Source organism: Tenacibaculum sp. MEBiC06402 (assembly GCF_049239625.1).
Taxonomy (GTDB): Bacteria; Bacteroidota; Bacteroidia; order Flavobacteriales; family Flavobacteriaceae; genus Polaribacter.
Map to the genome: position 1 here is coordinate 1 of NZ_JBMKKT010000092.1, position 24,266 is coordinate 24,266.

26 protein-coding genes are annotated in these 24,266 nt (G+C 30.0%); 16 read left to right on the forward strand and 10 right to left on the reverse strand.

Annotation, left to right across the window (positions count from 1 at the left end; translation table 11 throughout):
- Positions 1-347: 347 nt before the first annotated feature.
- The 6 genes from ACOSP6_RS06900 to ACOSP6_RS06925 all read right to left on the reverse strand — a co-directional run bounded on the left by ACOSP6_RS06900 (position 348) and on the right by ACOSP6_RS06925 (position 5,429).
- On the reverse strand, positions 348-851 hold the full coding sequence (locus tag ACOSP6_RS06900; RefSeq protein WP_422092686.1) for a Dps family protein: 504 nt from the start codon (positions 849-851) through the stop codon (positions 348-350).
- A 107-nt stretch (positions 852-958) separates the two neighbouring features.
- Positions 959-1,210, reverse strand: a complete 252-nt coding sequence (locus ACOSP6_RS06905; protein ID WP_422092687.1) for a hypothetical protein — start codon at positions 1,208-1,210, stop codon at positions 959-961.
- Positions 1,211-1,330: 120 nt separating this feature from the next.
- Positions 1,331-1,462, reverse strand: coding sequence for a hypothetical protein (locus ACOSP6_RS06910; RefSeq protein ID WP_422092688.1), 132 nt, complete (start codon positions 1,460-1,462; stop codon positions 1,331-1,333).
- Positions 1,463-1,898: 436 nt separating this feature from the next.
- Positions 1,899-2,936, reverse strand: a complete 1,038-nt coding sequence (locus tag ACOSP6_RS06915) for a helix-turn-helix domain-containing protein (RefSeq protein WP_422092690.1) — start codon at positions 2,934-2,936, stop codon at positions 1,899-1,901.
- A 100-nt stretch (positions 2,937-3,036) separates the two neighbouring features.
- Positions 3,037-4,005 carry a succinylglutamate desuccinylase/aspartoacylase family protein gene (locus ACOSP6_RS06920; RefSeq protein ID WP_422092691.1) on the reverse strand — a complete coding sequence of 323 codons (969 nt, stop codon included), beginning with the start codon at positions 4,003-4,005 and terminating at the stop codon, positions 3,037-3,039.
- Positions 4,005-5,429 (reverse strand): hypothetical protein, encoded by a 1,425-nt coding sequence (locus ACOSP6_RS06925; protein WP_422092692.1) that lies wholly within the window; start codon positions 5,427-5,429, stop codon positions 4,005-4,007. Before ACOSP6_RS06925 ends, ACOSP6_RS06920 begins: the two co-directional genes overlap by 1 nt.
- Before the next feature lie 168 nt (positions 5,430-5,597).
- Here ACOSP6_RS06925 and ACOSP6_RS06930 point away from each other — a divergent pair, with 168 nt between their 5' ends.
- From ACOSP6_RS06930 to corA, 13 genes are all read left to right on the forward strand, one after another.
- Positions 5,598-6,224 carry a hypothetical protein gene (locus ACOSP6_RS06930; protein WP_422092693.1) on the forward strand — a complete coding sequence of 209 codons (627 nt, stop codon included), beginning with the start codon at positions 5,598-5,600 and terminating at the stop codon, positions 6,222-6,224.
- A 254-nt stretch (positions 6,225-6,478) separates the two neighbouring features.
- Positions 6,479-6,814: a hypothetical protein gene (locus tag ACOSP6_RS06935; RefSeq protein ID WP_422092694.1), complete on the forward strand. Its 336-nt coding sequence runs from the start codon at positions 6,479-6,481 to the stop codon at positions 6,812-6,814.
- Between the two features lie 58 nt (positions 6,815-6,872).
- Positions 6,873-7,367 (forward strand): mechanosensitive ion channel domain-containing protein, encoded by a 495-nt coding sequence (locus tag ACOSP6_RS06940; protein WP_422092695.1) that lies wholly within the window; start codon positions 6,873-6,875, stop codon positions 7,365-7,367.
- A 412-nt stretch (positions 7,368-7,779) separates the two neighbouring features.
- Positions 7,780-9,171, forward strand: coding sequence for an arginine decarboxylase (locus ACOSP6_RS06945; RefSeq protein WP_422092696.1), 1,392 nt, complete (start codon positions 7,780-7,782; stop codon positions 9,169-9,171).
- Positions 9,172-9,182: 11 nt separating this feature from the next.
- On the forward strand, positions 9,183-10,121 hold the full coding sequence (gene speB, locus ACOSP6_RS06950; RefSeq protein WP_422092697.1) for an agmatinase: 939 nt from the start codon (positions 9,183-9,185) through the stop codon (positions 10,119-10,121).
- Position 10,122: 1 nt separating this feature from the next.
- A complete protein-coding gene (locus ACOSP6_RS06955) occupies positions 10,123-10,890 on the forward strand; it encodes an RMD1 family protein (protein ID WP_422092698.1) in 768 nt (255 codons plus the stop codon).
- A gap of 42 nt (positions 10,891-10,932) precedes the next feature.
- A complete protein-coding gene (locus ACOSP6_RS06960; RefSeq protein ID WP_422092699.1) occupies positions 10,933-11,910 on the forward strand; it encodes a deoxyhypusine synthase family protein in 978 nt (325 codons plus the stop codon).
- A 4-nt stretch (positions 11,911-11,914) separates the two neighbouring features.
- Positions 11,915-12,193: a hypothetical protein gene (locus ACOSP6_RS06965; RefSeq protein ID WP_422092700.1), complete on the forward strand. Its 279-nt coding sequence runs from the start codon at positions 11,915-11,917 to the stop codon at positions 12,191-12,193.
- Positions 12,193-12,453, forward strand: coding sequence for a hypothetical protein (locus ACOSP6_RS06970; protein ID WP_422092701.1), 261 nt, complete (start codon positions 12,193-12,195; stop codon positions 12,451-12,453). The genes ACOSP6_RS06965 and ACOSP6_RS06970 overlap by 1 nt, the downstream gene beginning before the upstream one ends.
- On the forward strand, positions 12,454-12,864 hold the full coding sequence (locus ACOSP6_RS06975; protein ID WP_422092702.1) for a VOC family protein: 411 nt from the start codon (positions 12,454-12,456) through the stop codon (positions 12,862-12,864). It begins immediately after the preceding gene.
- 76 nt (positions 12,865-12,940) lie between these two features.
- Positions 12,941-13,771: a universal stress protein gene (locus ACOSP6_RS06980; protein WP_422092703.1), complete on the forward strand. Its 831-nt coding sequence runs from the start codon at positions 12,941-12,943 to the stop codon at positions 13,769-13,771.
- Positions 13,772-13,853: 82 nt separating this feature from the next.
- Positions 13,854-14,174, forward strand: coding sequence for a hypothetical protein (locus ACOSP6_RS06985; RefSeq protein ID WP_422092704.1), 321 nt, complete (start codon positions 13,854-13,856; stop codon positions 14,172-14,174).
- An 11-nt stretch (positions 14,175-14,185) separates the two neighbouring features.
- Positions 14,186-15,241 carry a magnesium/cobalt transporter CorA gene (gene corA, locus ACOSP6_RS06990; protein ID WP_422092705.1) on the forward strand — a complete coding sequence of 352 codons (1,056 nt, stop codon included), beginning with the start codon at positions 14,186-14,188 and terminating at the stop codon, positions 15,239-15,241.
- Between the two features lie 73 nt (positions 15,242-15,314).
- On the opposite strand, the gene dinB is transcribed toward corA, so the two are convergent.
- Entirely contained in the window at positions 15,315-16,532 is a 1,218-nt protein-coding gene (gene dinB, locus ACOSP6_RS06995) for a DNA polymerase IV (RefSeq protein ID WP_422092706.1), read from the reverse strand.
- Positions 16,532-19,492 (reverse strand): DNA polymerase III subunit alpha, encoded by a 2,961-nt coding sequence (locus ACOSP6_RS07000; RefSeq protein WP_422092707.1) that lies wholly within the window; start codon positions 19,490-19,492, stop codon positions 16,532-16,534. The genes dinB and ACOSP6_RS07000 overlap by 1 nt, the downstream gene beginning before the upstream one ends.
- A gap of 81 nt (positions 19,493-19,573) precedes the next feature.
- Here ACOSP6_RS07000 and ACOSP6_RS07005 point away from each other — a divergent pair, with 81 nt between their 5' ends.
- The 3 genes from ACOSP6_RS07005 (at position 19,574) to ACOSP6_RS07015 (ending at position 22,419) form a co-directional block, all read left to right on the forward strand.
- Entirely contained in the window at positions 19,574-20,344 is a 771-nt protein-coding gene (locus ACOSP6_RS07005) for an XRE family transcriptional regulator (protein WP_422092708.1), read from the forward strand.
- Positions 20,345-20,402: 58 nt separating this feature from the next.
- Positions 20,403-21,002 (forward strand): DUF6642 family protein, encoded by a 600-nt coding sequence (locus ACOSP6_RS07010; RefSeq protein ID WP_422092709.1) that lies wholly within the window; start codon positions 20,403-20,405, stop codon positions 21,000-21,002.
- An 82-nt stretch (positions 21,003-21,084) separates the two neighbouring features.
- Complete coding sequence (locus ACOSP6_RS07015; protein ID WP_422092710.1) at positions 21,085-22,419, forward strand: DEAD/DEAH box helicase; 1,335 nt, start codon at positions 21,085-21,087, stop codon at positions 22,417-22,419.
- A gap of 216 nt (positions 22,420-22,635) precedes the next feature.
- Here ACOSP6_RS07015 and ACOSP6_RS07020 read toward each other — a convergent pair whose 3' ends face one another.
- The gene (locus ACOSP6_RS07020; RefSeq protein WP_422092711.1) at positions 22,636-23,082 is read right to left on the reverse strand and encodes a hypothetical protein; all 447 of its coding nucleotides are present in this window, start codon (positions 23,080-23,082) and stop codon (positions 22,636-22,638) included.
- Positions 23,083-23,118: 36 nt separating this feature from the next.
- On the reverse strand, positions 23,119-24,126 hold the full coding sequence (locus tag ACOSP6_RS07025) for a hypothetical protein (protein ID WP_422092712.1): 1,008 nt from the start codon (positions 24,124-24,126) through the stop codon (positions 23,119-23,121).
- Between the last annotated feature and the right edge of the window lie 140 nt (positions 24,127-24,266).

Genomic DNA, 24,266 nt, shown 5'->3' on the forward strand with positions numbered 1-24,266 from the left:
AAAGGTATTAATTTTTCATATAACTGAAAGTGCTGCAATAAAATTGCAGGGTTTTAGACCCAAAATTGTGACCAATAAACTCAAAAAAAAATCTTACACTCATTAGTGTAAGATTTTTTTATTATATGTATAAATGGCAGTCATCATACATTTTAACTTCTCCATAGTACGTCTCTCGATACTTATGTACCGTACTAACCGGAAAGATTAGAAAATACTTTTTTATATATGTTACTTTTGCCATCAATCTTCCCATTTTTGGGGAGAATATATTTTCAGTTTTAGTTTTTCGTTTAACGTGAAATAACTTCATTTATATAACTTATTAATTTACTATTCTATTTTACTTACGAAAGGACAATATCAGCTCTCAATTGTTCCACTTTATTCTTAGTCCAAGCGTTTAACATCCAACTTGTTTTTTCAAGGTCTTTAATGTATCCTCCAATCATATCAATTGTTCCTTCATCTTTAACTTCGTTTGCTTTTTCAATTGCCAATTGCATTTGGTGTAATAATGTTTTATGATCCTCTAATAAAATAAAAATCATATCCTTATCCGTTTGGAAAGGTGAATTTTCAGATATGTTAGCGATTTTTAAATATCTACTATACCTGCTTACTGGATGAAATTGAAGTGTCAATATTCTTTCTGCTATTTCATCAATTTTAATCCTAGCATCTTTATACATATTCTCAAATTTCTCATGTAATTCAAAGAAATTTTCCCCAACAATATTCCAGTGGAAGTTTCTTAATTTTTGATAATAAATATGATAATCTGCTAATAATTGATTTAATTCTCTTGCTACGATTAAATTTTCTTCTTTATTTCTTGTTAAATAGTCCATGTTTATGTTTTAAGATTAATAATTATGTTTTTTGAAAAGTTTTGTGCTCCAAAAGAGCACAAAACTTATAATGCACTTAGTACACTATTTATGGTAAACATGAACCACTAGAAGATATCATTTGGTAATAATAACTTCGATTTATTATTTTCATCATCAACTACTGTTAAAACAATGCCTCTGCTATCAGTTAACTTCGTTTCCCCAGTAAAATCGATTGAATTATCTAAAGTTGAGATTTCATATGTCTCCATTTTCGGTATATAACCTGATTGCATTAATAATGGAGTATTTTTATCTAACTCATATGAAGTAATGTAGGCCTGATCATAATGATTGTCTCGGTCTACGTCGGTCATTACAATTTTTGTTACCTCAGGAGAAGTACTTACTCGGTCCTGATTTAATTTGTACCGGTCTTTTTCATCAAATTTTACGTCTTGTTCTTTTAACGTAATAATTTTTACCTTTTTCGTAGTTCATTTATCATTTTCTAAGACTTTCATTGTTCCCTCTGTGGAAGTCTTAATAAAGTCTGTTTGATTTACGTTTTGCTGAGCAAATAATGCTCCAAATCCAAATACCGTTGCGGTTAAAATTAATTTTTTCATTGTTGTATATGTTTTTAATTACAAGCAAATTCTTTTTAGATGCTTACCATTTAACATCTGTAATTCGTGTGTTAAACAAATACAATACAAAAGTACAATGAAGGTTCAGTGATTATTGACTCATTTAAATCAATGCTTGACTCATTTCAAAATCACAACAATATTTTTAGATTTACATAAGAAATGAGTTAACTTTATTTTTTAAAGTATAAATGATTTTTTACAAACATTTAAGACCTTTAAAAATTCATTTCAGATAAATAATGAGAAAACTTAGAGGAAAAATAAAAATTCGTAGAAAAAGGTCTAAGCCTTACAAACAGAAGAATTATTCAAGAAATAATATAATTGTTACTATTGGAGTTATTGCTATAGTAGGGTTTGTAATACTAGCAATAATCTTAGAATGCTCCAGTAAGTTTTAATGATAAAGTGATTAGGCAATCTTGATATTAGATTCCTTTTTATTATTTAAAAATTCACTAGGAGACATTCCGTATTTTCTTTTGAATATTTTTGAAAAATAACTTCTACTACTAAAACCGATAGCATAGACTACTTGAGAAATATTGTAATCTGTATTATTCAATAAATCTCTAGCCTCTTCTAATCTTACATGTCTTATGTATTCAATAACAGTTCTGGAAAACAACAATTTAAAACCCTCTTGTAATTTAGCCTGAGTTAAACCTAATTCTAGAGCCATTTCTTCTACATTATAATCTTCGGATACGTTTTTAGTAATTTTAGAGGCGAGCTTTCGTATAAGTTTTATTTCCTTTTTGGATAAATCTGTATCTAAGTCATTGTTTTTTCTCACATCTTTATTATGCTGTTGCATATGTTCAGATAATATTTGATAAATAATGCCTTCTTTCATTAAAATTCTTATCATTCCTTTTTGCTTGATAGAATTTAAACGCTTTATTAAGCTGGATAGTTTTAAATTGTAAGAACCGAAGTAAGCAAAGGTGTTTTCGTGCTGTTTGTCGTGAAAAATTTCATATAATTTTTTATTCAATACAGATGCATCATTCAGTCTTTTCTTTATAAACTCCATTCTGCTTATCTGGATTAGGTTGATATGAACTTTTATATTCTTTTCGAAATAACCATAGTTAAAACCACCATTTTTACTCGTTATTATGACTGGTTGAAACTGGTCCAATTTTCTTTTTTTATCCTCTAATTCAAATCTATGCATCGAATGACCTTCCAAAGTATAAACAAAATGAATTGGATTAAACTTAGAGGTATCCATTACTAAAGAGATGTCATCGAAGAATGTGATATTATATTCCAGTAAGTTACCACCCCATTCGAAGTTAATGAAAGTAATTTTACCAAAGGCATTTTCGTTGTTTATGGTTAGCGTATACTCTCCCCATCTTTCCGTCATTTCTCCTCCAAGAACTTCTTGTATTTGTTTTACAGTTCCTTCGGTAGTTTCAGCAGTAATATTAATTTCCTTCATAGTATAATTTGGTCTCTATTCAAATATAAGATTTATTAACTCATTCAATAATATTGGCATTTGATTACAGATAAAAGTCAAATGCCAACAAATTTAGAATTTACAAAATTCCTAAGTGAATGATTCTACTTCCTGTTTGTCCGACTGGGTTTATACTTTTTCCAATTACGACACCATCTTCTGGAGCAAAATATTCTTTTAAAACTCTTCCAAATACATCACGAACTGTTGCAATTAAATCTCCTTCAAATACTTTTTGTGTTAATTGAGAGTGAACTTGCAGTATGCCGCCAACATGACTATATATCCAATACGATTTTTTACAAATAATGGCTTTATCATCTGCTTCTTCAATTTCGGTTTCATACATGTTTAAAAACGATAATGTGTTGTATACACCTGTTAAACCAGAACGAATCATACCTTTTTGAAATTTGTCAGGGTCACCAACTTCAACAGTAATTGCATCAATACCTAAATCCGCAGCCGCACCTCTTAACGTCCCATCTTTTGGCGGAGCATTTAATATTATTTGTGGATTTTGAATTAAGGCCAATTGTTTTGCTATTTTCGAAGATAAATCTGCTCTTACATAATAAGAGTTAATTCTTCCAAAACTTGCTGTATGTAAATCTATCAAATAATCGAAGTTTTTAATCATTCTATTGATTACTCTATTAGCATAAACTTGACTTCTATTACCATCTTTATTTCCTGGCATAATTCTGTTCAAATCTGCTCCATCTATAAAACGTCTTTCACTAACCAAAATAGAAGGAACGTTTACAACAGGAATACCTATAATAGTTCCTGATAACTTTGTTAAATCGATAGAATTAAAAAGTTTCTGAATTACCGGCATTCCATTTAATTCATTTCCATGTACTACTGCAGTAACCCCTAATACTGGACCATCTTTTATTCCTTTTCCAATAATAACAGGTACCAAAATAGGTTGTCCGATTCCGTTAGATACGATATGTAACCAACGATAAGATAAGGTATTTTTTTTGTATGAATCTAACTTGATTCTCTTTATTACCTCGATATCTTCAAACTTTTGTACCATTAGAGAATTTCTTTAATTAATAATTCATCATCATTTAGAGATTTAAATAATTTCTTTTTAAACCCTCCTTTAGTATTAATTAGTTTTATGGCCATTTTATCAATTGCAATAGAAGTTAATACAGTTTGAATATAAGCCTCAACTAGATCATCTAAACTAATTCCAAGATTATTAAACTCTTTTCTTTCCATTAATAATAATCGGTTCGTATCTGATCCCCAATCACCATTTTCCTTTTTAAATGATAGGTTAGTTCCAAGGATATCCCAAGAAGCTTTACCATCTTCCAACGTATCTTTTAATGGAGATTTTGCTCTTCTCGAATAAATAGAAATTGGTTTATATCCATCTTTTGTTCCATGAATCATCATTCTAAAATCAAGCACAAAAGATTGTCCTTTCATATTTGGAACCGTTCCAACATGATAAAATTTCCCTTCAGAAGTTGTAGAACTCCAATTATAATTTCCTACTAAACTTTGCACGATAAACTTATCATAATCAAAATCTAATTCCATAAAGGCAGCTAATTCTTGCTCATTTACAATTGTATAAACTCCCTGTCCAGCATTGCTATAAGGATTTTTAACAACTGCTTTTCCTCCCATATTACTGACCCATAATGGAATTTCATTTTTGTTAACATCCCAAATTGTATGTGGTGTTACAATTTTTAAATTCTTATGCATTAATTCTGCATTATAAAAAGAGTAGGCTTTCGAAGCAATCATTTTGTTTCTTCCTCCTGCTAAACATACAATTGTAGGGTTGATTATCTTTGTTTTAGAACTTATTGGTAATCTATTCCACGGCTTTTGAGTTAAGTAACGAAATACTAATCCTAGTTTAATCCATTCATCGTCCACCTTAAGCTGAATATAATCTCCAGAAACGTCAACATGACTTTTATCTAAATGATTATAATAAGGAACTAAATACACATTTTTACCAAGCATATCAGACATGGCATGAGCATAACCCGATGCTTCCATGTAATTTTTGTCATATATGACAGCAACGGCATCATTAACTTTCTTTTGAAGCATTGGTTTAATAGTTAATTCCATAAACTTTCTATAACCACCTTGCTCTTCAAATTCATTTAACAACGGCATGGACTTTTGGCCAGAAGGACATGAATTATTTTCAATGATTACCATCTGTCTTTTTCCTTTCTCTGTAGTTACATGCAACAAATCAGCTCCTGAAAGGTGATAATGTTGTGGCTTGTAGTGTAATATATCTAGTAAATCCTCTGGATTAACCTTTGGATTTAAATGGCAATAGCGTTTAACAATTCTATCCGTCGATAAGTTTAAAAAATAACTTACCATTGGATGAATAGTAGCGTTTAAGGACTTTTCGTACCAGTGATTTTCTGGTTCAAAAGTACCTGGAGTTATGATTTCAATTTGTTCTGCCATCTTATCAATTTAATTTTGTTTGTTATATCAATATTACATCAAAAATCAATTCGATATCAAAAAAATAAATTTTATTTTTCATGTAATATTTAGATCTAAAAATGTGACTTTGTTCAAAGGGAATTGTCTAAAGAAGTGTAAAAAGTCAAACAAATAATTTAACAACCTATGAAAGCAAAATTAAATTCAACTCTAGTTCTTATGCTGTGTGTGTTTTTCTCATACTCTGTAAACGCTCAGAAAAATGCGGAAAAAATTAAAGGTTATTATACTGGATTTAAAAATAATACTTACACCTTTTCTTATACAGAAGAAGCAACTGGTAATAAAGAAACTATTGAATTTCAATATGCAAAGCCTGAACTCATAGAGACATTTAGTTTAAAAAACGATTTTTTTGAAGGCGTATTTTTTGAAATATCTTATTTCACTTCTAGTATTAATGGAAAACATAAACACAGAATTGTTAATCTGAAGGAAATAAAGGAGGGAAAAGTTAAAAAAACAAATACTACAGAAGAGTCTTCAAAAGAAGTCAACCCTGAAAAATTAGATGGTTATTTTATGGGATTCAAAAATAATAAGTACTCATTCTCATATACGGAAAAAGCTACTGGAGAGAAAGAGACTGTTTATTTTGATGATATTTCAGATAGAGTTTCAAAAGATTACGATTTGCAACAAGAGTTTTTTGAAGGAGTTCACTTTGAAGTTACTTATATAGCTGATACTGTAAATGGTAAAATAATCTATATTATAGTAGGTTTAATTGAAGTTCAAGAAAGCGAAAAATAGCCTCTAATTAGGTAGAATTAAAACATAATCTTAAACTGTCACTTTCCATAAAAAAACAATAGATGAATTCAAATATTTATTATTTTTGAATAACAAAATTGTTTATTAAAATATAGCTTATGTAACATCACTTTTTTCTTTAATGCCACGAGCACAATTATTGAATAATTATTGCTAAAAGTATCTTGGACTTGTAGTGGCTAATATCCAAGGACAGATGATATTAAAAACTGTAATATTAAAATTAAAGAAAAATGAAATTACAAATTATAAAACCTATTTTAATAATTGTTTTAGCTTTCAGCTTACAATCAAATTCATATTTAGCAAATTCATCAAAAAGCATAAAAGTAACAGCTCAATACGACGGTTTAGATGATATGGGTTACAACTTTTCTAATGAAGTAAAAGGAGTTATAAAAACTTTGACTTTTGATGAAATTAAGGATGAACTTATTGAAAAATTTGATTTGGACAATGATACCTACGTTGGTGAAAAATTTGAACTAACTTATAGCGTATCGAAATCTGATGATGAAGCTATAGAAGACACTTTAATACTGGAGTCTTTAAAATTAGTCGAAGAATAATAAAAATCATTGTATTACCTCATTCATTGGAGTGGGGTAATATCTATAATAAAAACAAATGTACACTACTATTATTATTAAAATTGCTATACTACTAATTGTATTACTTTTTGCTATTAACATAACTAAAAGGTTAACCAAATCATACATCATTAAAAATTCTATAGAGCCTCATAGAAGAAAGCTTATTCTAAATCTATTTTATCTTATTTACTTGTTATCAGGCTTTTTAGCTTTGCTCTTAATTCTAGGGATAGAGTTTAAACAATTTGGTGTTTTTGCTTCTTCTATTCTTGCAGTACTCGGCGTAGGTTTTTTTGCCCAATGGTCTATGCTGTCTAATTTAACAGCTAGTGTTATTTTGTTTTTTTATCATCCAATGAGAATTGGTAATACTATTAAAATTTTAGATAAAGATTTTGACTTAACTGGAGAGGTAAAAAACATTACGGGTTTTTATGTTCTTTTATACTTACCCGAAACAAAAAAGTACATTACCATTCCGAATATAATTATATTATATAAAGGAATTGAATTAAAAGATAAAGAGTAAATCATTAGATATCAATTGTTTAATTTTTTTTAAAAAAAAAGCAAAAAAAGTTTTTGAATAAAAAAAAAGTATATATTTACCACATCTTATGAGTAAGTCGAATGTTAGGTTTAACTTATTTCGTTAGTAACTTTTTTTTGAAGACTGAGAGTTACTTAGCGTTTTGGAAACGCAGCGAAAAAATTAAGGTGTCTTCTTTTCTACTGAACATTTCATTACCACTAAACTTTTATAAACAGAGTGGTGATTGTGTAGCTTTAAGAGTCTAAGCATTTATTTTTTTACATCGAAAAATTATTCGTTAATTATTAAACGGATCTTATTTCTCAAAAATTTAATCAAATTATACATCTTTTTCTAAAATGGATGTTGTTTGACAATGGAATTCTATTCCAAAATTTTAAATAAAAAAATGAATATAAAATATATAGACTTAATCGAACAAACTTTTGATTTTCCACAACAAGAGTTTAAAGTAGAAAACAATGAATTATTATTTCATGATATTGACTTAATGCAATTAGTAAAAACTTATGGAGCACCATTAAAATTTACTTATCTGCCTAAAATATCTGAAAACATTATGAACGCTAAGCAATGGTTTGCAAACGCCATCAAAAAATCAAATTATGATGGTAAATATCACTATTGCTACTGCACAAAAAGCTCACACTTTAAATATATTTTAGATGAGGCTTTAAAAAACGACATTCATATCGAAACTTCGTCAGCTTTCGATATTGATATTGTAAAATCGTTAAAAGCTTCAGGTAAAATTAAAGATGACACCTTTGTTTTATGCAATGGTTTTAAGCGCGATCAATACATCGCTAACATTGTGAGCTTAATTGATGGCGGACACAAGAATTGTATTCCTATAATAGATAACTACGAGGAGTTAGATTTAATTCTTGATGAAACCAGTAGTAAATTCAACATAGGAATTCGTATTGCATCGGAGGAAGAACCAAAATTTGAATTTTATACAAGTAGATTAGGAATTGGTTATAAAAACATTGTAAACTTCTACAAAAAAGAGGTTGCGCCTAATCCGCAAGTAGATTTAAAAATGCTTCATTTCTTTATCAATACAGGTATTAGAGATACAGCATATTATTGGAACGAGCTTACAAAATGTTTAAAAGTGTATATCGAATTAAAAAAGATATGCCCAACGTTAAACAGCTTAAATATTGGTGGTGGTTTTCCAATCAAAAATTCTTTAGCTTTTGATTACGATTACCAATACATGATTGAAGAGATTATCAATCAAATAAAAACTGTATGTGACGAAGCAGAAGTAGATACTCCAGATATTTTCACTGAATTCGGAAGTTACACCGTTGGTGAAGCGGGAGGAGCCATCTATGAAGTGCTTTATCAAAAGAAACAAAACGATCGTGAAAAATGGAATATGATAAACTCTTCATTTATCACAACACTTCCAGATAGCTGGGCAATTAATAAACGTTTTATTATGCTTCCAGTAAATCGCTGGAGTGATGAATATGAAAGGGTATTATTAGGTGGATTGACTTGTGATAGTGATGATTATTATAATTCAGAACAACACACTAACGCTATCTATTTGCCAAAATATGACAAAAAACGAACTCTGTATATAGGTTTTTTCAATACAGGTGCATATCAAGAAACAATTGGTGGTTTTGGAGGATTACAACACTGTTTAATTCCAACACCTAAACACATCTTAATTGATAGAAACGAAAACGGAGATTTTACAACACAATTATTTAAAGAACAACAAAAGAGTGAAGAATTTTTATCAATTCTTGGCTACTAAAAAAATATAAAATGGACAAAAGAAATTATGCTGGGATTCCAGACCAGTACGCAAAATTAGAGAACTCAAAAATTGTAGTAATCCCAGTTCCTTACGATGGTACTAGTACTTGGCAAAAAGGAGCTGATAAAGGACCTGAAGCGTTTTTAGACGCATCAGAAAACATGGAGTTATACGATATTGAAACAAATAGCGAAGTTTACAAAGAAGGTGTTTATTTAGCAGATCCTGTTACTGAAGATAGCTCTCCTGAAACTATGGTGGAAGCAGTTCATCAAACTACTAAAAAGTATATCAACAAAAATAAATTTGTAACTATTATTGGTGGTGAACATTCTGTTTCTATTGGAACAATAAGAGCTTTCGATGAGTGTTTCAATAACTTAACTGTATTACAAATTGATGCGCATGCAGACTTACGCAAAGAATACGAAGGAAGTACTTGTAATCATGCTTGTGCAATGTATGAAGCTAGTTTAAACACAAACTTAGTTCAAGTGGGTATAAGAAGCATGGAGAAGTCTGAGAAAAACTCGATGAATCTAGATAAAGTTTTTTTTGCTCACGACATGGCTGTGAACGAAGATTGGATGGATGATGTATTAGATCAATTAACAGATAATGTATTTATAACGTTCGATTTAGATGCACTTGATCCTTCAATTATGCCGAGTACTGGAACTCCTGAACCAGGAGGCTTATTCTGGTATGAAACATTAGAGTTCTTAAAAATGGTTTTTGAGCAAAAAAATGTTGTTGGATTTGATCTAGTTGAATTATGTCCAAATGATATTGATAAATCTTCGGATTTTTTAACAGCGAAATTGTACTACAAAATGCTAAGTTACAAGTTTGCTAATCTAGAAGAGGAAGAGGAAAATGATTTTTCTGATGACTATCAGTCGATATCAAAAGTTAGAGAAGACGAAGATTACGACGAAGAATACTAAAATGAAAGCAAATGTTATTGCATATCATTTAGAACAACGATTAGATCTAAACGAAATAAGAACAACATTATTTCCAAACCTTGAAATTGTTAAAAGAGAACACACTTTTTTGTTGTATCAAAAAGAAGGTGATAGTTATTTGTACATAAAGGATTATGGGAGTATCGTGTTTTTTAATTACGATGATATATATATTAATGAAACGATCAATTTGATATTAGATAAAGAAACTGACCTAAATGATTTACCATCGGAAAGTTACTCTTTATCCGTAAATGATGAAACAGATGTTGATTTCAATACCATTACTGTTAAAGAACTAAATATCGACACTATTCATGTTGTATGTTTAAACTTAGCGCAGTCTGTAGCATTAATGAATTACGTTAATAAAACATCTGATTTGCATGATAATACGTTAGTATATTCAAAACAATTAGAACACACAGGGAATTTTAAGTTATCCAAAAAAAGAATGAGGAAATTCATTGGCAAAACTATGAATCTTAAAAATAACATAGCAGAAGATTTGTTTGTCTTTGAAGCTCCAGAAGTAGCATGGAACACAAAAGAACTCTCTCTTTTAGATTATAAATTAAGAGACGAGCTAGATGTTGTAAAACGACATCAAGGTATTGAGAATAGCCTAAATGTAATCAAGGAAAATTTAGACTTATTCAGAGATATTTTGAATCATAAATACAGTAGCATGCTAGAATGGATTATTATCATTCTAATTTTACTAGAAGTAGTAAAAATGTTTTTTTAACAACAACAATTTTTAAACAACAAAAACAAAAATTAAACTAAAATGAATACGAATACACACCCAATTTCAGAATTCATTGAAAAATATTTTCTTCATTTCAACGCAGCAGCTTTAGTTGATGCTGCTAAAGGTTATGAAGCACAATTAGATAAAGGTTCTAAAATGTTAGTTTCATTGGCAGGAGCAATGAGTACAGCAGAATTAGGAAAAATCTTTGCCGATATTATTAGAGCAGATAAAGTTCATATCATTTCTTGTACAGGAGCAAACTTGGAAGAGGATATCATGAATTTAGTGGCGCATTCGCATTATAAACGCGTTCCGAATTATAGAGATTTGACTCCACAAGATGAGTGGGATTTATTATTAAAAGGTTTAAATCGTGTTACAGATACTTGTATTCCTGAAGAAGAAGCTTTTAGACGATTACAAAAACACATTTTTAAAATTTGGAAAGATGCCGAAGAAAGTGGCGAGCGTTATCTTCCTCATGAGTTTATGTATAAGCTTTTACTTTCTGGTGTGTTAGAAGAATATTATGAAATTGATATTAAAGATTCATGGATGTATGCAGCAGCAGAAAAAAACTTACCAATGGTTGTTCCTGGATGGGAAGATTCAACAATGGGGAATATTTTCGCTTCGTATGTTTTAAAAGGTGAATTAAAAGCATCGACTATGAAATCTGGAATTGAATACATGACATTCTTAGCAGACTGGTATACAGATAATTCTGAAAACGGAATCGGATTTTTCCAAATTGGAGGAGGAATTGCAGGAGATTTTCCTATTTGTGTAGTACCAATGTTATATCAGGATATGGAAAGAGAAGATACTCCGTTTTGGAGCTATTTCTGTCAAATTTCTGATTCAACAACGAGCTATGGTTCGTATTCAGGAGCAGTACCAAATGAAAAAATAACTTGGGGTAAATTAGATATTGATACCCCAAAATATATTATCGAAAGTGATGCGACGATAGTTGTACCATTAATTTTTGCTTATTTACTAAAAATGTAAAACCATGAAACGAGTAATTGTAACGTATGAAAAATTAACTACTGATATTTTAGATTTATTAGTAGAAAAATATCCCGACGGATATGATTATGAGGATATCATCTCTTTTAAAAATGCCAAAGGAGAAACTGTAAAAGCTGTTCAAGTAAATACAGAGGATACGATTTATCTTGTTAAAATTAGCTCAAGACTTGAAAAGAAGATGGAAGATCATGGTGATGAAGAGTTTGATTTTGAAGATGATTCTATTGGAGATTTTTCTGATGACGAATATTCTGAGTAATGAGATATTATAATGCTGAACAATCTGTTTCTGTTGAAGGAATCTTCAGAAGCTATGAGAACGGTTATTATAAATTTGAACTAAACAACGGAGATGATATTGATTTTGAGCAAATTAATAATAAAATCTTACATTTATATGACTTAAAGTCGAAAGAATATGTTGGAAAACTGTTTTCGATTGAGTATATTGAAATTATTGATGATTTAGATGATGAGGACTTTATAGTCCTCAAACTAAACAATTTAAAACTTTTGTAAATGAATGTTAATTTTCACATTTCGTTACCGTGCAATAGCATAGAAGAAACTATTAAATTTTACACCGAAAATCTAGATATTGAAAAGGGTAGAAGTACAGAAAAATGGGTCGATTTCAATTTGTTTGGAAGTCAGCTAACATTTGTTCAAGCTAATGATTTTGATTTTCAGTATCCATTCTATCTTTTAGAAGATGAAAAATTACCAACGTTTCATTTTGGAGTAATTTTGGATAATTACGAATGGGAAAAGTTACACGATAAAATTAACCGATGGTCTGTAGATACAATTACACAAAAAACCTTTTTTGTTGATAAAAATGGAGAGCAAAATTCATTTTTTGTTCAAGACCCGAACGGTTATCATATCGAGTTTAAAACATTTAAGGAGCACGATGAAATTTTCATGTAGTCACAAGTCTTTGAATGTTTGAATATTGTAGAGTATATAATCTTTAAACCTGAAGTTTCAACCAAATAATCTATAAATGAAAAATATTCTAATTCCATACGATTTCTCTGAAGCTGCTATAAACGCCCTCAAATACACTAAAAAACTTTTTGAAGGACAAAAAGTTACTATTTTTCTTTTAGATGTTTACATCGGTGAAAGATCTTATTTGTTAAGCGAAGAACATAACCAGGAATGGTTTAATGAAATGGATGATGAGATTGAGGATGAATTGGAATATTTAGTTGATGTTTTAAATAATGAAGGGAAAGGATTTATATATCATGCAATTGTAGATTCAAACTCTTTGACAAATGCTGTTAAAGAAAACATTATTCGAGAAAAAATTGATCTTGTTGTTAGCGGTACTAAAGGAGCTAAAAGTGTTGCGCAAACTTTTATGGGAACAAATACCATAAAAATTATCAATGCCATTGATACTGTTCCTGTTTTGGTAGTTCCTACAAGTTACAAATACAAAGCTATTGATAGAATTATTTTTTCAACCAATTACAAAAGAGCTTTCACCAAAGCTGAACTGAGTACATTGATTGATTTTAGTAACATGAAACAATGTGATATTGAAATTGTTAATTTATCAGTAGAAGAAGCGTTAAGCGATAAACAAAAAGAGCATAAAAGTATGCTTAAAAGTTTGTTGCAAGGAAATGATACAGTTTTTAAAAAATTAGATTGGAATGACTCTGAAACTAATACAATTCAAGAGTATATTAAAGATTCAAACGGTCAATTATTAGTATTTATAAATCATCATTATAGTTTTTTTAATAAATTGTTGAACGAAAACGTAATTAAAAAAATTACGTTCAGCAGTAGTATACCGCTATTAATCTTACCAGAGCTATAACATGAAAACAAAAACACTCAATAAATCATTTTATATTTCGATAACAAATCTTTTTTATGCTTTTTCTATGATTGATAAAAAAATGTCATTAGAAGAAAAAAAAGAGATTGTTTGGTCTGTAAAAGAGGAGTGGGCTACCAATGAATTCGGATTTAATAGCGAAGAACTTATTTATGAAACTATGAGAGAGTTAATAAAAGAAAATCTCTCTGCAGAAAAAGCTTATGAAAATTTTAAAGCTTATTTTATTGCGAATAAAGAACTATTTACCAGACAAATAAACCTAGATATTTTGGATGCATGTCATAAAATCTGCAATGCTACGGGTGGTGGTAAAAACAAATCCGAATTAATACTTTTAACAAAACTTCATAAATTAGTTCACGAAAGCACCCATAAATAATAAATTGCTTAATGAGATTTGTAGTCAACCAAAAAAACAAAAGTGAAATCCCTGGTAAACCTATTTTCATAGGAACTCAAAAACAAGATAAAATTCATATCACATTAATTGCTTATGAAGAAGATAAGATAATTGAAACCACAATTAATTCTGTTGAAGAAATTTCACAGTTTACATCAGAATATAAAAATGTTTGGGTTAATATTGATGGGATTCATGATGTAGAGCCAATAAAGAAAATTTGCACAACTTTTAATATTCATCCATTAATAGCCGAAGATATTGTAAACACGGGGTTACGTTCAAAGTCTGATATTGATGATGAACATATTTTTACGGTGATTAAAATGATGTTTTTAGGTAAAGAACAAAAACTTCATGCTGAGCAAGTTTCAATGTACTTAACAAAAAATATCTTACTCACATTTCAAGAACAACAAGGAGATGTTTTTGACCCGATTAGAGAGCGTTTACGTACTAAAAAGGGCCGAATTAGAAGTAATAATTTAAGCTATTTAAAATACTGTTTATTAGATACTATTGTAGATAACTATCATTATTTAGTTGAAATTTTTGGTGAAAATGTAGAAGACTTAGAAGATCAGATTTTGGAACATCCAAATAAAGATACTTTAGAAAATATCAATAAGAATAAAATAGAGCTGAATTATTTTAAAAAGAATATTCGTCCTGCTAGAGAAGCCATAAGCAATTTTAAAAATTATAAAACAGTATTAATCACGAAAAAGGAGCAACATTTTTTCAATGATTTAAACGAACTAATAGGAAGAGTATATGAATCTTTAGAGAATTACAAAAGCATGTTGAGCGAACAATTAACTGTGTATTCAACTCATGTTAATTATAAGTTGAATGAAATTATGAAGCTACTGACTATTTTCTCTGTTGTGTTTATACCAATTACTTTCATTGCTGGTATTTACGGAACTAATTTCGACTATATTCCAGAGTTAAAATTGAAAAATGGATATTTTATCATGTGGGGCTTTATTATTGCAGTTGCCCTATCTATGCTATTGTTTTTTAGAAAGAAAAAGTGGTTTTAATTGAATTCTAAAGTTTAAAAACTATCTAATAAAACGAATGAATATTATGGCAAGAAAACCATAATATTCTTCATTACCTTCTTCTATTTGCTAATAACGGTGGAGGATTTCCATTAAACGGATTCCAACGTGCAATACTTTTTGCTTCCATTCCTTTTGCTCGCATTACGGCTCGATCTCCGTAACGTTCTCTAAGTTTATCCATTGCTGTATATAAATTCAAAATCTTTTCATCATCATCGAACAAATCAACTTGATGTCCGCCTTCAACTAAATGCGAAAAACGAACTCCAATTAAACGAACCAACATTCTTCGTTTATATAGCTTTTTATAGAGCTCTTTCACAACAGGAATTATTTTATGATCAGCAGCACTATACGGAATTCTTTTTTGTAAGGTATATGTTTGAAAATCTGAATAACGAATTTTAAAAGTAATACAAGAAGTTAATTTATTTCCTCTTCGTAATTGAAAAGCCAAGTTTTCTGCGATGGCAACAATAATACTTTCTAGTTTTTGGACATCTGTCGTATCTCTATCAAATGTTCGTTCAGTAGAAATTGATTTTCTTTCATGGTATTGAACAACAGGACTATTATCAATTCCATTAGCTTTTTTCCATATAGAAACTCCGTTTTTACCAAACACTTTAGACATCATTTCTAAAGGCATTTCTTGTATGGTTCTAATTTTTTTAATTCCTAAATCACATAATGATCTGTAAGTTACTTCGCCAACCATCGGGATTTTTTTTACAGAAAGCGGCGACAAGAATGGTTTTTCTGTTCCTTTTTCAACCTTAATTTGGTTGTTTGGTTTTGCTTCTCCTGTAGCTATTTTAGATACTGTTTTGTTGATGGAATGTCCGAAAGAAATAGGTAATCCGGTTTCTCTAATAATTTTCTGTCTAAGTTCAGAAGCTAATTGATGACAGCCGAAAAACTTATCCATTCCTGTTAAATCGATATAAAACTCATCTACAGATGTTTTCTCATATAAAGGAACTGAATCTTTAATCACTTCGGTTACTAAATCGGAATATTTCGAATAAATATGGGAATTTCCTCTAATAATAATTGCTTCCGGACACAGTTGTTTGGCCATTCTCATAGGCATGGCTGAATGAATTCCAAAGGTTCTTGCTTCATAACTACACGAAGCAACAACACCTCTGTCTGAAGTTCCACCAATTAATACAGGTTTTCCATTCAATTTACTGTCCAACAAACGTTCACACGAAACAAAGAAAGTATCTAGGTCCATGTGCACTATTGATCTATTTGTACTCATTACACTCTTTTTTTGGGTTTGGGTCTTTGTGCTTTTCTACTATCGGCATATCGGGGATCTTCAATAATAGCAAGTCTTTGCATTGTTTGAGTTTCAATAGTAATGCAATCGAACTCTTCCATAACTTTTCCTGTAATTCTATAAATTCCTTTTCCTCTAAAAGGATATTTTTGCGCTATAAGAGGGAAGTGTACTGTGTCGATAAAATCGCCATCTACATCTAAAAACGTTCCGAAAAACATTTGCTTTCCTTTGGCTGTTTTTGTTTTTTTAATTGTGATTAAATAGCCTTCTATAGTAATTGTTTTTCCAATGTAGTAGGGGAGTTTTTTTACTCTAAAAGAGCTTAAATTACGATTTACTAATAGCTCAAACGGATTCGATAAAGGAAATCCTAATAATTCAATTTCATCAAAAGCATTTTCCAGTTCGGTAGAAGTCAATTTTGGAATTTCATAAGAAGAACGTTCTACTCGAAAAAGTGATGTGTTAAATTCATCTAGAGTTACTTTATTTATTTTCATATGAGCTTCCCATAACAATTCTCTTTTATGTTTTCCTGAAAAACGAAACGCATCAATTTTAATCAGAATTGTAATTTGCTCAATAGCTATAGGAACACGCTCAATAAAATCATCTAAAGACAAAAAATTACCATTTTTATTTCTTTCTTCAATAATTTTTACAGCTGTTTTAGTTTCAAAAGATTGCAAAAACATAAAACCTAAGTAAATATCTTTTCCTTTTATAATGGCCAAATACTCACTATTGTTAATACACGGAGCTAAAATATTACCACCATGTAAGCGTGCCTCGTGAACATACAATTCAACACTATAAAATCCTCCAGAATTATTGATAGTTGCCACCATATATTCTAACGGGAAATAAGCCTTTAAATACAAACTCTGGTAACTTTCAACAGCATAAGATGCTGAATGACCTTTGGCAAAAGCATAGCCAGCAAAACTCTCTATTTGTCGCCAAACTTCTTGTGTAAAATTTGCGTCCTTTCCTGTGTTTCTACAATTTGAGAAAAACTGTTCTTTTACTTTTAAAAACTCGTCTCTTGATCTGAATTTTCCCGACATTCCTCGTCTGAGCATATCGGCTTCACTTAAAGTTAATCCGCCAAAATAATGTGCGACTTTAATAACATCTTCCTGATACACCATAACTCCGTAAGTTTCTGGCATGATATCTAATAATACAGGATGTGCTTCTTTTCTTCTTTCCGGATATCGATAACGTAAAATATATTCTCGCATCATTCCAGACTGTGCAACTCCTGGTCGAATTACAGAACTTGCTGCTACTAAACCTAAATAATTATCTACTTGCAATTTCTTTAATAACATTCGCATAGCTGGCGATTCTACATAAAAACAACCAATTGCTTTAGCATTTTTCAACAGATATTTAATTCTAACATCTTGCTTAAACTTGGCAATATTATGAATGTCTATAGGAGGGAGGTTCGCATGATTTTTTGCCACAATACCAACAGCATCTTTTATTTTTCCTAAACCTCTTTGACTTAAAATATCGAACTTATACAAACCGATATCTTCTGCAATTACCATATCAAATTGTGTGGTAGCAAAACCTTTTGGAGGCATAAAAGTTGCGCAATAATAATGAATCGGTCTTTCTGAAATTAAAATTCCGCCTGCATGAATTCCTAAGTAATTTGGAAAACCTTGAATAAATTTACTGTAGATAATTACTAACTGTGATAACTTATCTAATCTGTTATAATTATAATTACCAGCAGAAAGCATATCTATCTCACTTTTAGGCAAACCAAATACTTTCCCAAGTTCACGAATAGCTGCTCTATATTTAAACGTATTGTACACTGTAATAAGCGCCGTGTTTGGAAATCTTTTAAAGATAAAATTGGTCACATCATCTCTATCTTTCCAAGAAAAATCAATATCAAAATCAGGTGGGTTTTTCCTGTAAAGATTTATAAAACGTTCAAAATATAAATCCAACTCAATAGGATCTACATCAGTAATTCTGAGTAAATATGCGATAATACTATTCGCTCCACTTCCTCTTCCTACATAGAAATATCCTTTAGAACGCGCATATTTTAAAATCTTCCAGTTGATTAAAAAATAAGAAACAAATCCTTTCTCTTTGATGACTTCCAACTCCTTCTGAATTCGTTCGTACACATGTACACCAGCATCAGGATATCGATATTTTACTCCCTCATAAACTAGTTTCTTCAATAATTTATAATCTAAAAACTCACTTGAGGTATATGATCTCTGGTTGTTAGGATTTTCACCTGAAAAATCAAAAGAAACATGACAGCTTTCTATTAATTGCTTTGTATTTGCAATAATGGTAGGATATTCTTTAAAATAGTCTATTAATTGTTCTTCTGAAACAAACTGATGCCATAATTCACCTTGTTCAGATGTGTTTAACCTACTTAACAATTCGTTGTTATCGATTGCTCTAAGCAATCTGTGTGTATTGAATCCTTTTTTATTTTGAAAACTTACAGTATGTAATACCACCAACTTATCCAGATTATTTTTCCACTTTGAAAAAGGAAGTTTTACCAATTCTTGATAGGAAATTCCGATAAATTCATTAGGCAATAACTCAACATCTATCTTCTTACTGAAAGGATAAATTATGTATGTATTTGCAAGTTGCTTAGCACGTTCAGGAATCACATACGAATCCTGATGCAAAAACTCAGATAAGTATTGATTTATCTCTTGAAATCCTAAATTGTTTTTTGCTATCAAAACAAACTCTTGTTTGGCTCCGTTACGAAAATCAACACCCACCAAAGGCTTAATTCCAAGTTTTGTAGCAACACGTAAAAACTCTAAACAAGCTGAAGTATTATTAACATCAGTAAGAGCTAACGATTTAATATGTAAATCATTAGCTAATTCCACAAGTTCATTTATAGCTATTGAACCGTAGCGCAAACTGTAATATGTATGACAATTTAAAAACACATTACAAAATTAAACACAAAATGTAGCAAACATTGCTTATATTTGTAGCAAATGAAAAATATAGCCAAAAATATCCGTCATTTACGTAAGTTAAAAAAGTTAACACAAGAGCAATTTGCTGAAGATTTGATGATTACAAGATCACGAGTATCTTCTTATGAAGAAGGACGTTCTGAGCCTCCTATAGAAACACTCATTAACTTTTCTACGTACTTTAATTTACCAATCGATATATTGGTAAAAAATGATTTGACCTATGCCACAGATACTTCATTTATAGAAATTGGAAATCAGCGGGTTTTATTTCCTATAATGGTTGATAGTACAGACGATAATATGATTGAAGTTATTCCTACGGAAGCATCGGCGGGTTATTTATTAGGATATGATGATCCGGAATATATAGAGCAATTACAAAAAATTAAGTTACCATTTTTGCCTACAGGAAAACATAGAGCTTTTCCTATCAAAGGAGATTCTATGCATCCGATGAAAGATGGTTCGTATGTGGTAGCGAGTTTTATTGAAGATGCTAATGATGTAAAAGACGGAACATCCTACATTATTGTTACTAAAAACGATGGGATGACGTACAAACGCGTTTATAATAAATTAAGTGAAGACAATTCTTTACTACTTGTTCCTGATAACAAGGATTATGAACCGTATCGAATACATATTTCTGAAATTGTTGAGTTATGGGAATTTACATGCAGTATCAATACTCAAGAATACGATGAAAAAGATTTAAAAATTAGTAGCATAGCTGCTATGCTTACACAATTAGGTGTTGAATTAAAATCGTTGGCTGAACTTAAATAATTAAGCAAATTGAAAGCATTGTATTATTTTTGCATTTTATCTTTTTAAATCCTCAAATTTGTTAGAAAGAAGATTCCAATTACCCCAAAAACAGCTAATTAACCCAGATTATTTCATATTCTGCCTAGAAGCAGTTCAAGATGTTGAAATAGAAAATAGTACGCCAACACAGCAAAAACTAGAAGAATTAACAATGGATTTTGGTATTGCCAGTATTTATCAAACTTGTGATACTATTGAAGGCCTAGAAGAAAGCTTAAATGCTTTGGTGTTAGACGATCATCATTTTAAAAATTATGAGATTATCTACTTAGTAATGACCGGTGAAGCAAACAGTGTGTGTTTAAACGGTTATTTATATAATTTACAAGAAATTGCGGAGATTTTTGAAGGAAGATTAAATGATAAAATTCTACATTTTGCAAACTCAAAAGTGTTAGATTTAACCGAGGAGGAATCACAATATTTCTTAGACATTACAGGAGCAAAAGCGATTTCTGGATACGGAAATGAATTTAATGGAATTGCAAGCTCAAACTTAGATAAAGTATTCTTCAACCTTTTTAATGAAGACGATAATATGTTTGAAGTTGTTGAACAATTACACAGAAAACACTACAAAATGTGTAAACTCCTTGATTTTAGGTTGTATTATTAATTTGTCAAGTCAAATTCAAGTTATTCTCAAATAAACAGTTAATACTATTGCAACACTAGTTACCTTTGCAAAAAATACATTCATGTCTAAAAGTTTTACTGACTTAGGAATTATTCCTGAAATCCAACAGAGTTTAAACGAATTAAAAATCTCTGTCCCAACAGATATACAAGAAAAAGCGATACCTATCATCTTAAATCAAAATGAAGATGTAGTGGCTTTGGCTAAAACAGGAACGGGTAAAACAGCAGCTTTTGGATTACCGCTATTACAGTTAATTGATACAAATAACCCAAACATTCAAGCAATTATATTGGCTCCAACTAGAGAATTAGGCCAACAAATTCATGCAAATTTAACTTCTTTTGTGTCACATATTCCATCTATTTCTATAGCCGCTATTTGTGGTGGAATTCCAATAAAACCACAAATTGAACGATTAAAAAACGATACGCATATTGTTGTGGCTACTCCAGGACGTTTAGCTGATTTGGTGAAACGTGAGGCGATTGATATCAAAAATATCTCATATTTCATTCTAGATGAAGCGGATGAAATGGTAAGCGCTTTAAAAGAAGGATTAGACATAATAATCAAAGAAATACCTAAGAAAAGAAGAACTTTATTGTTTACTGCAACACTTTCTGGAGCAATCAAACAACTGATAAACAATTATATGTCTAAAGATGTTATTCAAATTGAAGCCGATATGGAAACCGTTGGTCATCAAGGAATCAAGCATCGATATGTAGTAGTAAAACCAATAGAAAAGCTGGAAGTTTTATTACATTTTTTAGCATCTAAAGAAGGCGAGAGAGGAATTATTTTTTGTAAAACCAAAGCGGCGGTAAATAAACTTGCGAAAAAATTAGCGATAAATAAATTTTCTTCAGGAGGAATTCATGGAAGTTTAACACAAGGAATTCGTGATAGAATAATGGAACAATTTAGAGCTGGACATATCAATATTTTGGTAGCTACTGATTTGGCTGCACGTGGTATTGACGTAAAAGAAGTTTCCTTCGTTGTTAATTATCATTTACCCGATACTTACGAAACGTATGTACATAGAAGCGGACGAACAGCAAGAGCAGGAGGTAAGGGACTTTCGTTAAGTGTAATACAGGAAGAGGAAATTGAAGAAATTCCTGAGTTTGAAGAGGAATTAGGAATTACTTTTCGTCAGTTTAAAAAAGCGGATGCACAAAGCATAGAAGAAAATAATACGTTGTTGTGGGCAAAGAAAATATTTAAAACCAAACCCAATAGAACTGTTTCTGAAGAATTTAAAAAGAAAGTTAAGACAGTTTTTCATCATTTAACTAAAGATGAATTAATTGAGAAAGTTTTAGCATATCATTTAGCAGAAACCAATAAGGATAAACTACAGCAGGATTCTAAAAAGAAAAAGGAGTAGTTTTATTAAACAATCCTGCTTATACATCCGAATTTTCTAACCTTCAATTTATTTAATGAAGATGACAATCTGCTTGTGGTTATTGAACAATTTCACTGAAAACACTATAAATTGTGTAAAATCGTTGATTTTAGATTGTATTATTAATAACTGCAATTTTTGAATTATATGATTAATCATCAACTCTGTAAAACAACTAAATAGTTTGATTTACTCTTATAATTCGGATAGCTGCTTTATATACTTTTTAATTTTTTCTTTAGTCATTGAGTTCACTTTACTTTTATCTTTACTGTAAAAATTACTGAAAGAAAAATTGGTCCAATCGCCTTCTGATTTATTAGAAGGCATCACCATTATAAAGCTATCTTCATCAAAAGCAAACATAAAGAGTCCAATACTATTATAAAAAATAGGCACTCCAACTTCTTTGCTATCACTCTCTTGATATTTATATACTGCAGGAATACATTTTTTACATGAAGCAACTAATAAAAGTTTAGTTCCATTATGCTCTCCAAATTCGAATATTTTAGTTTTAACTCCTCTTTCTGCTTCTAAAAGATAGTATGTACCATTTATTTCTTTTGATACTTTGACACTTTGAGAAAAACAATTTGATGCCAATAAGATTAGACCTATAAGTTTTAGTCTTAATTTCATTATATTCTGTTTAGTTCATTATAAAAGTTAAATTGATTATTTAATTGATACCTTAGAGCTGCATCCAGAATTTGCCCTATAAAACAATCTTCCATTCCCATTAATACTTGAATTAGGAACTGTTGAATAATATCCATTTTTATTGCACGGGAAAGATCTTGAATTCGTATTCCCTAAACTTGATCCGTTTCTTGAACCTTCTTCAAAAATATAAATTGATTTACCGGTATTGTTTGTTATAGTTACAATTCGCTTACTATTCTGTTCATCCATTTTACTCATTCTTTTTTGGTGCGCTAGCATTTTTTGATATTCAGGTGTTTTATAAACAGAATCATTATATCTTTTCACATAATTTTTTCTATTCTTTCGGAAACTTTCAATTTTTGCAATCTCAGATTTATCTTTTCCACTTAATTTGTAAACTCTTTGTTTAGAGCTCATAGTTTTATCATAATTTGCAACTAACACCTTTAAATCAATTTTATACAAGTATTCTTTTTCTACACCAATCCTACCAACTTTAAACTTTTTGAATTTATTGAAAAATCCTTTCTTCTTTTTAACCTTTTTATCCGTTTTAACTTGACTTTTCTTTAACACAAAAGCCTGCCAAATATTTTGTGCTTTAAGTTTTTTATCCTTTCCAACATTAAACTTATACATAGAACCATCAATCATAGCATAAGCTTCTGAATCATATTTATGTTTCATCATTTTAACTAACGGATAATGATCTGGTCTTCCATAGTTTTCAACTTCATTAAATCCAAACAATCTTTTACCTGTCTTAATACTAAATACATCAAAACCAATAGGTATTTCGTTTACCTCTATTATTTTTATTTTAACTTCTTCTCCCTTATTGCCTGGTTTGAAAATCTCAGTCATTGGGTTTGTTCTTCTGTAAAAAGTTACATAAGTTGCCTCTTGACCATTCTTTCTTAATTGCTCATAAAAAGATTCTTGAGAATAGGTGTTTATTACAAAAAACAGGACTCCTATAAATTTTAACACTTTCATTTCTATAATATTGATTTTCATACAAATGTTATCATAAAAACGATTGAATTGTTACTATATCTTCTAAAAAGTCGTTTTTCCTTTCTGAACAGAATTCTGTGAAACTTAACTTTAGAAAACAACCTAACGTACATTTAAAATTCGTAAAACAGGTTATTCAG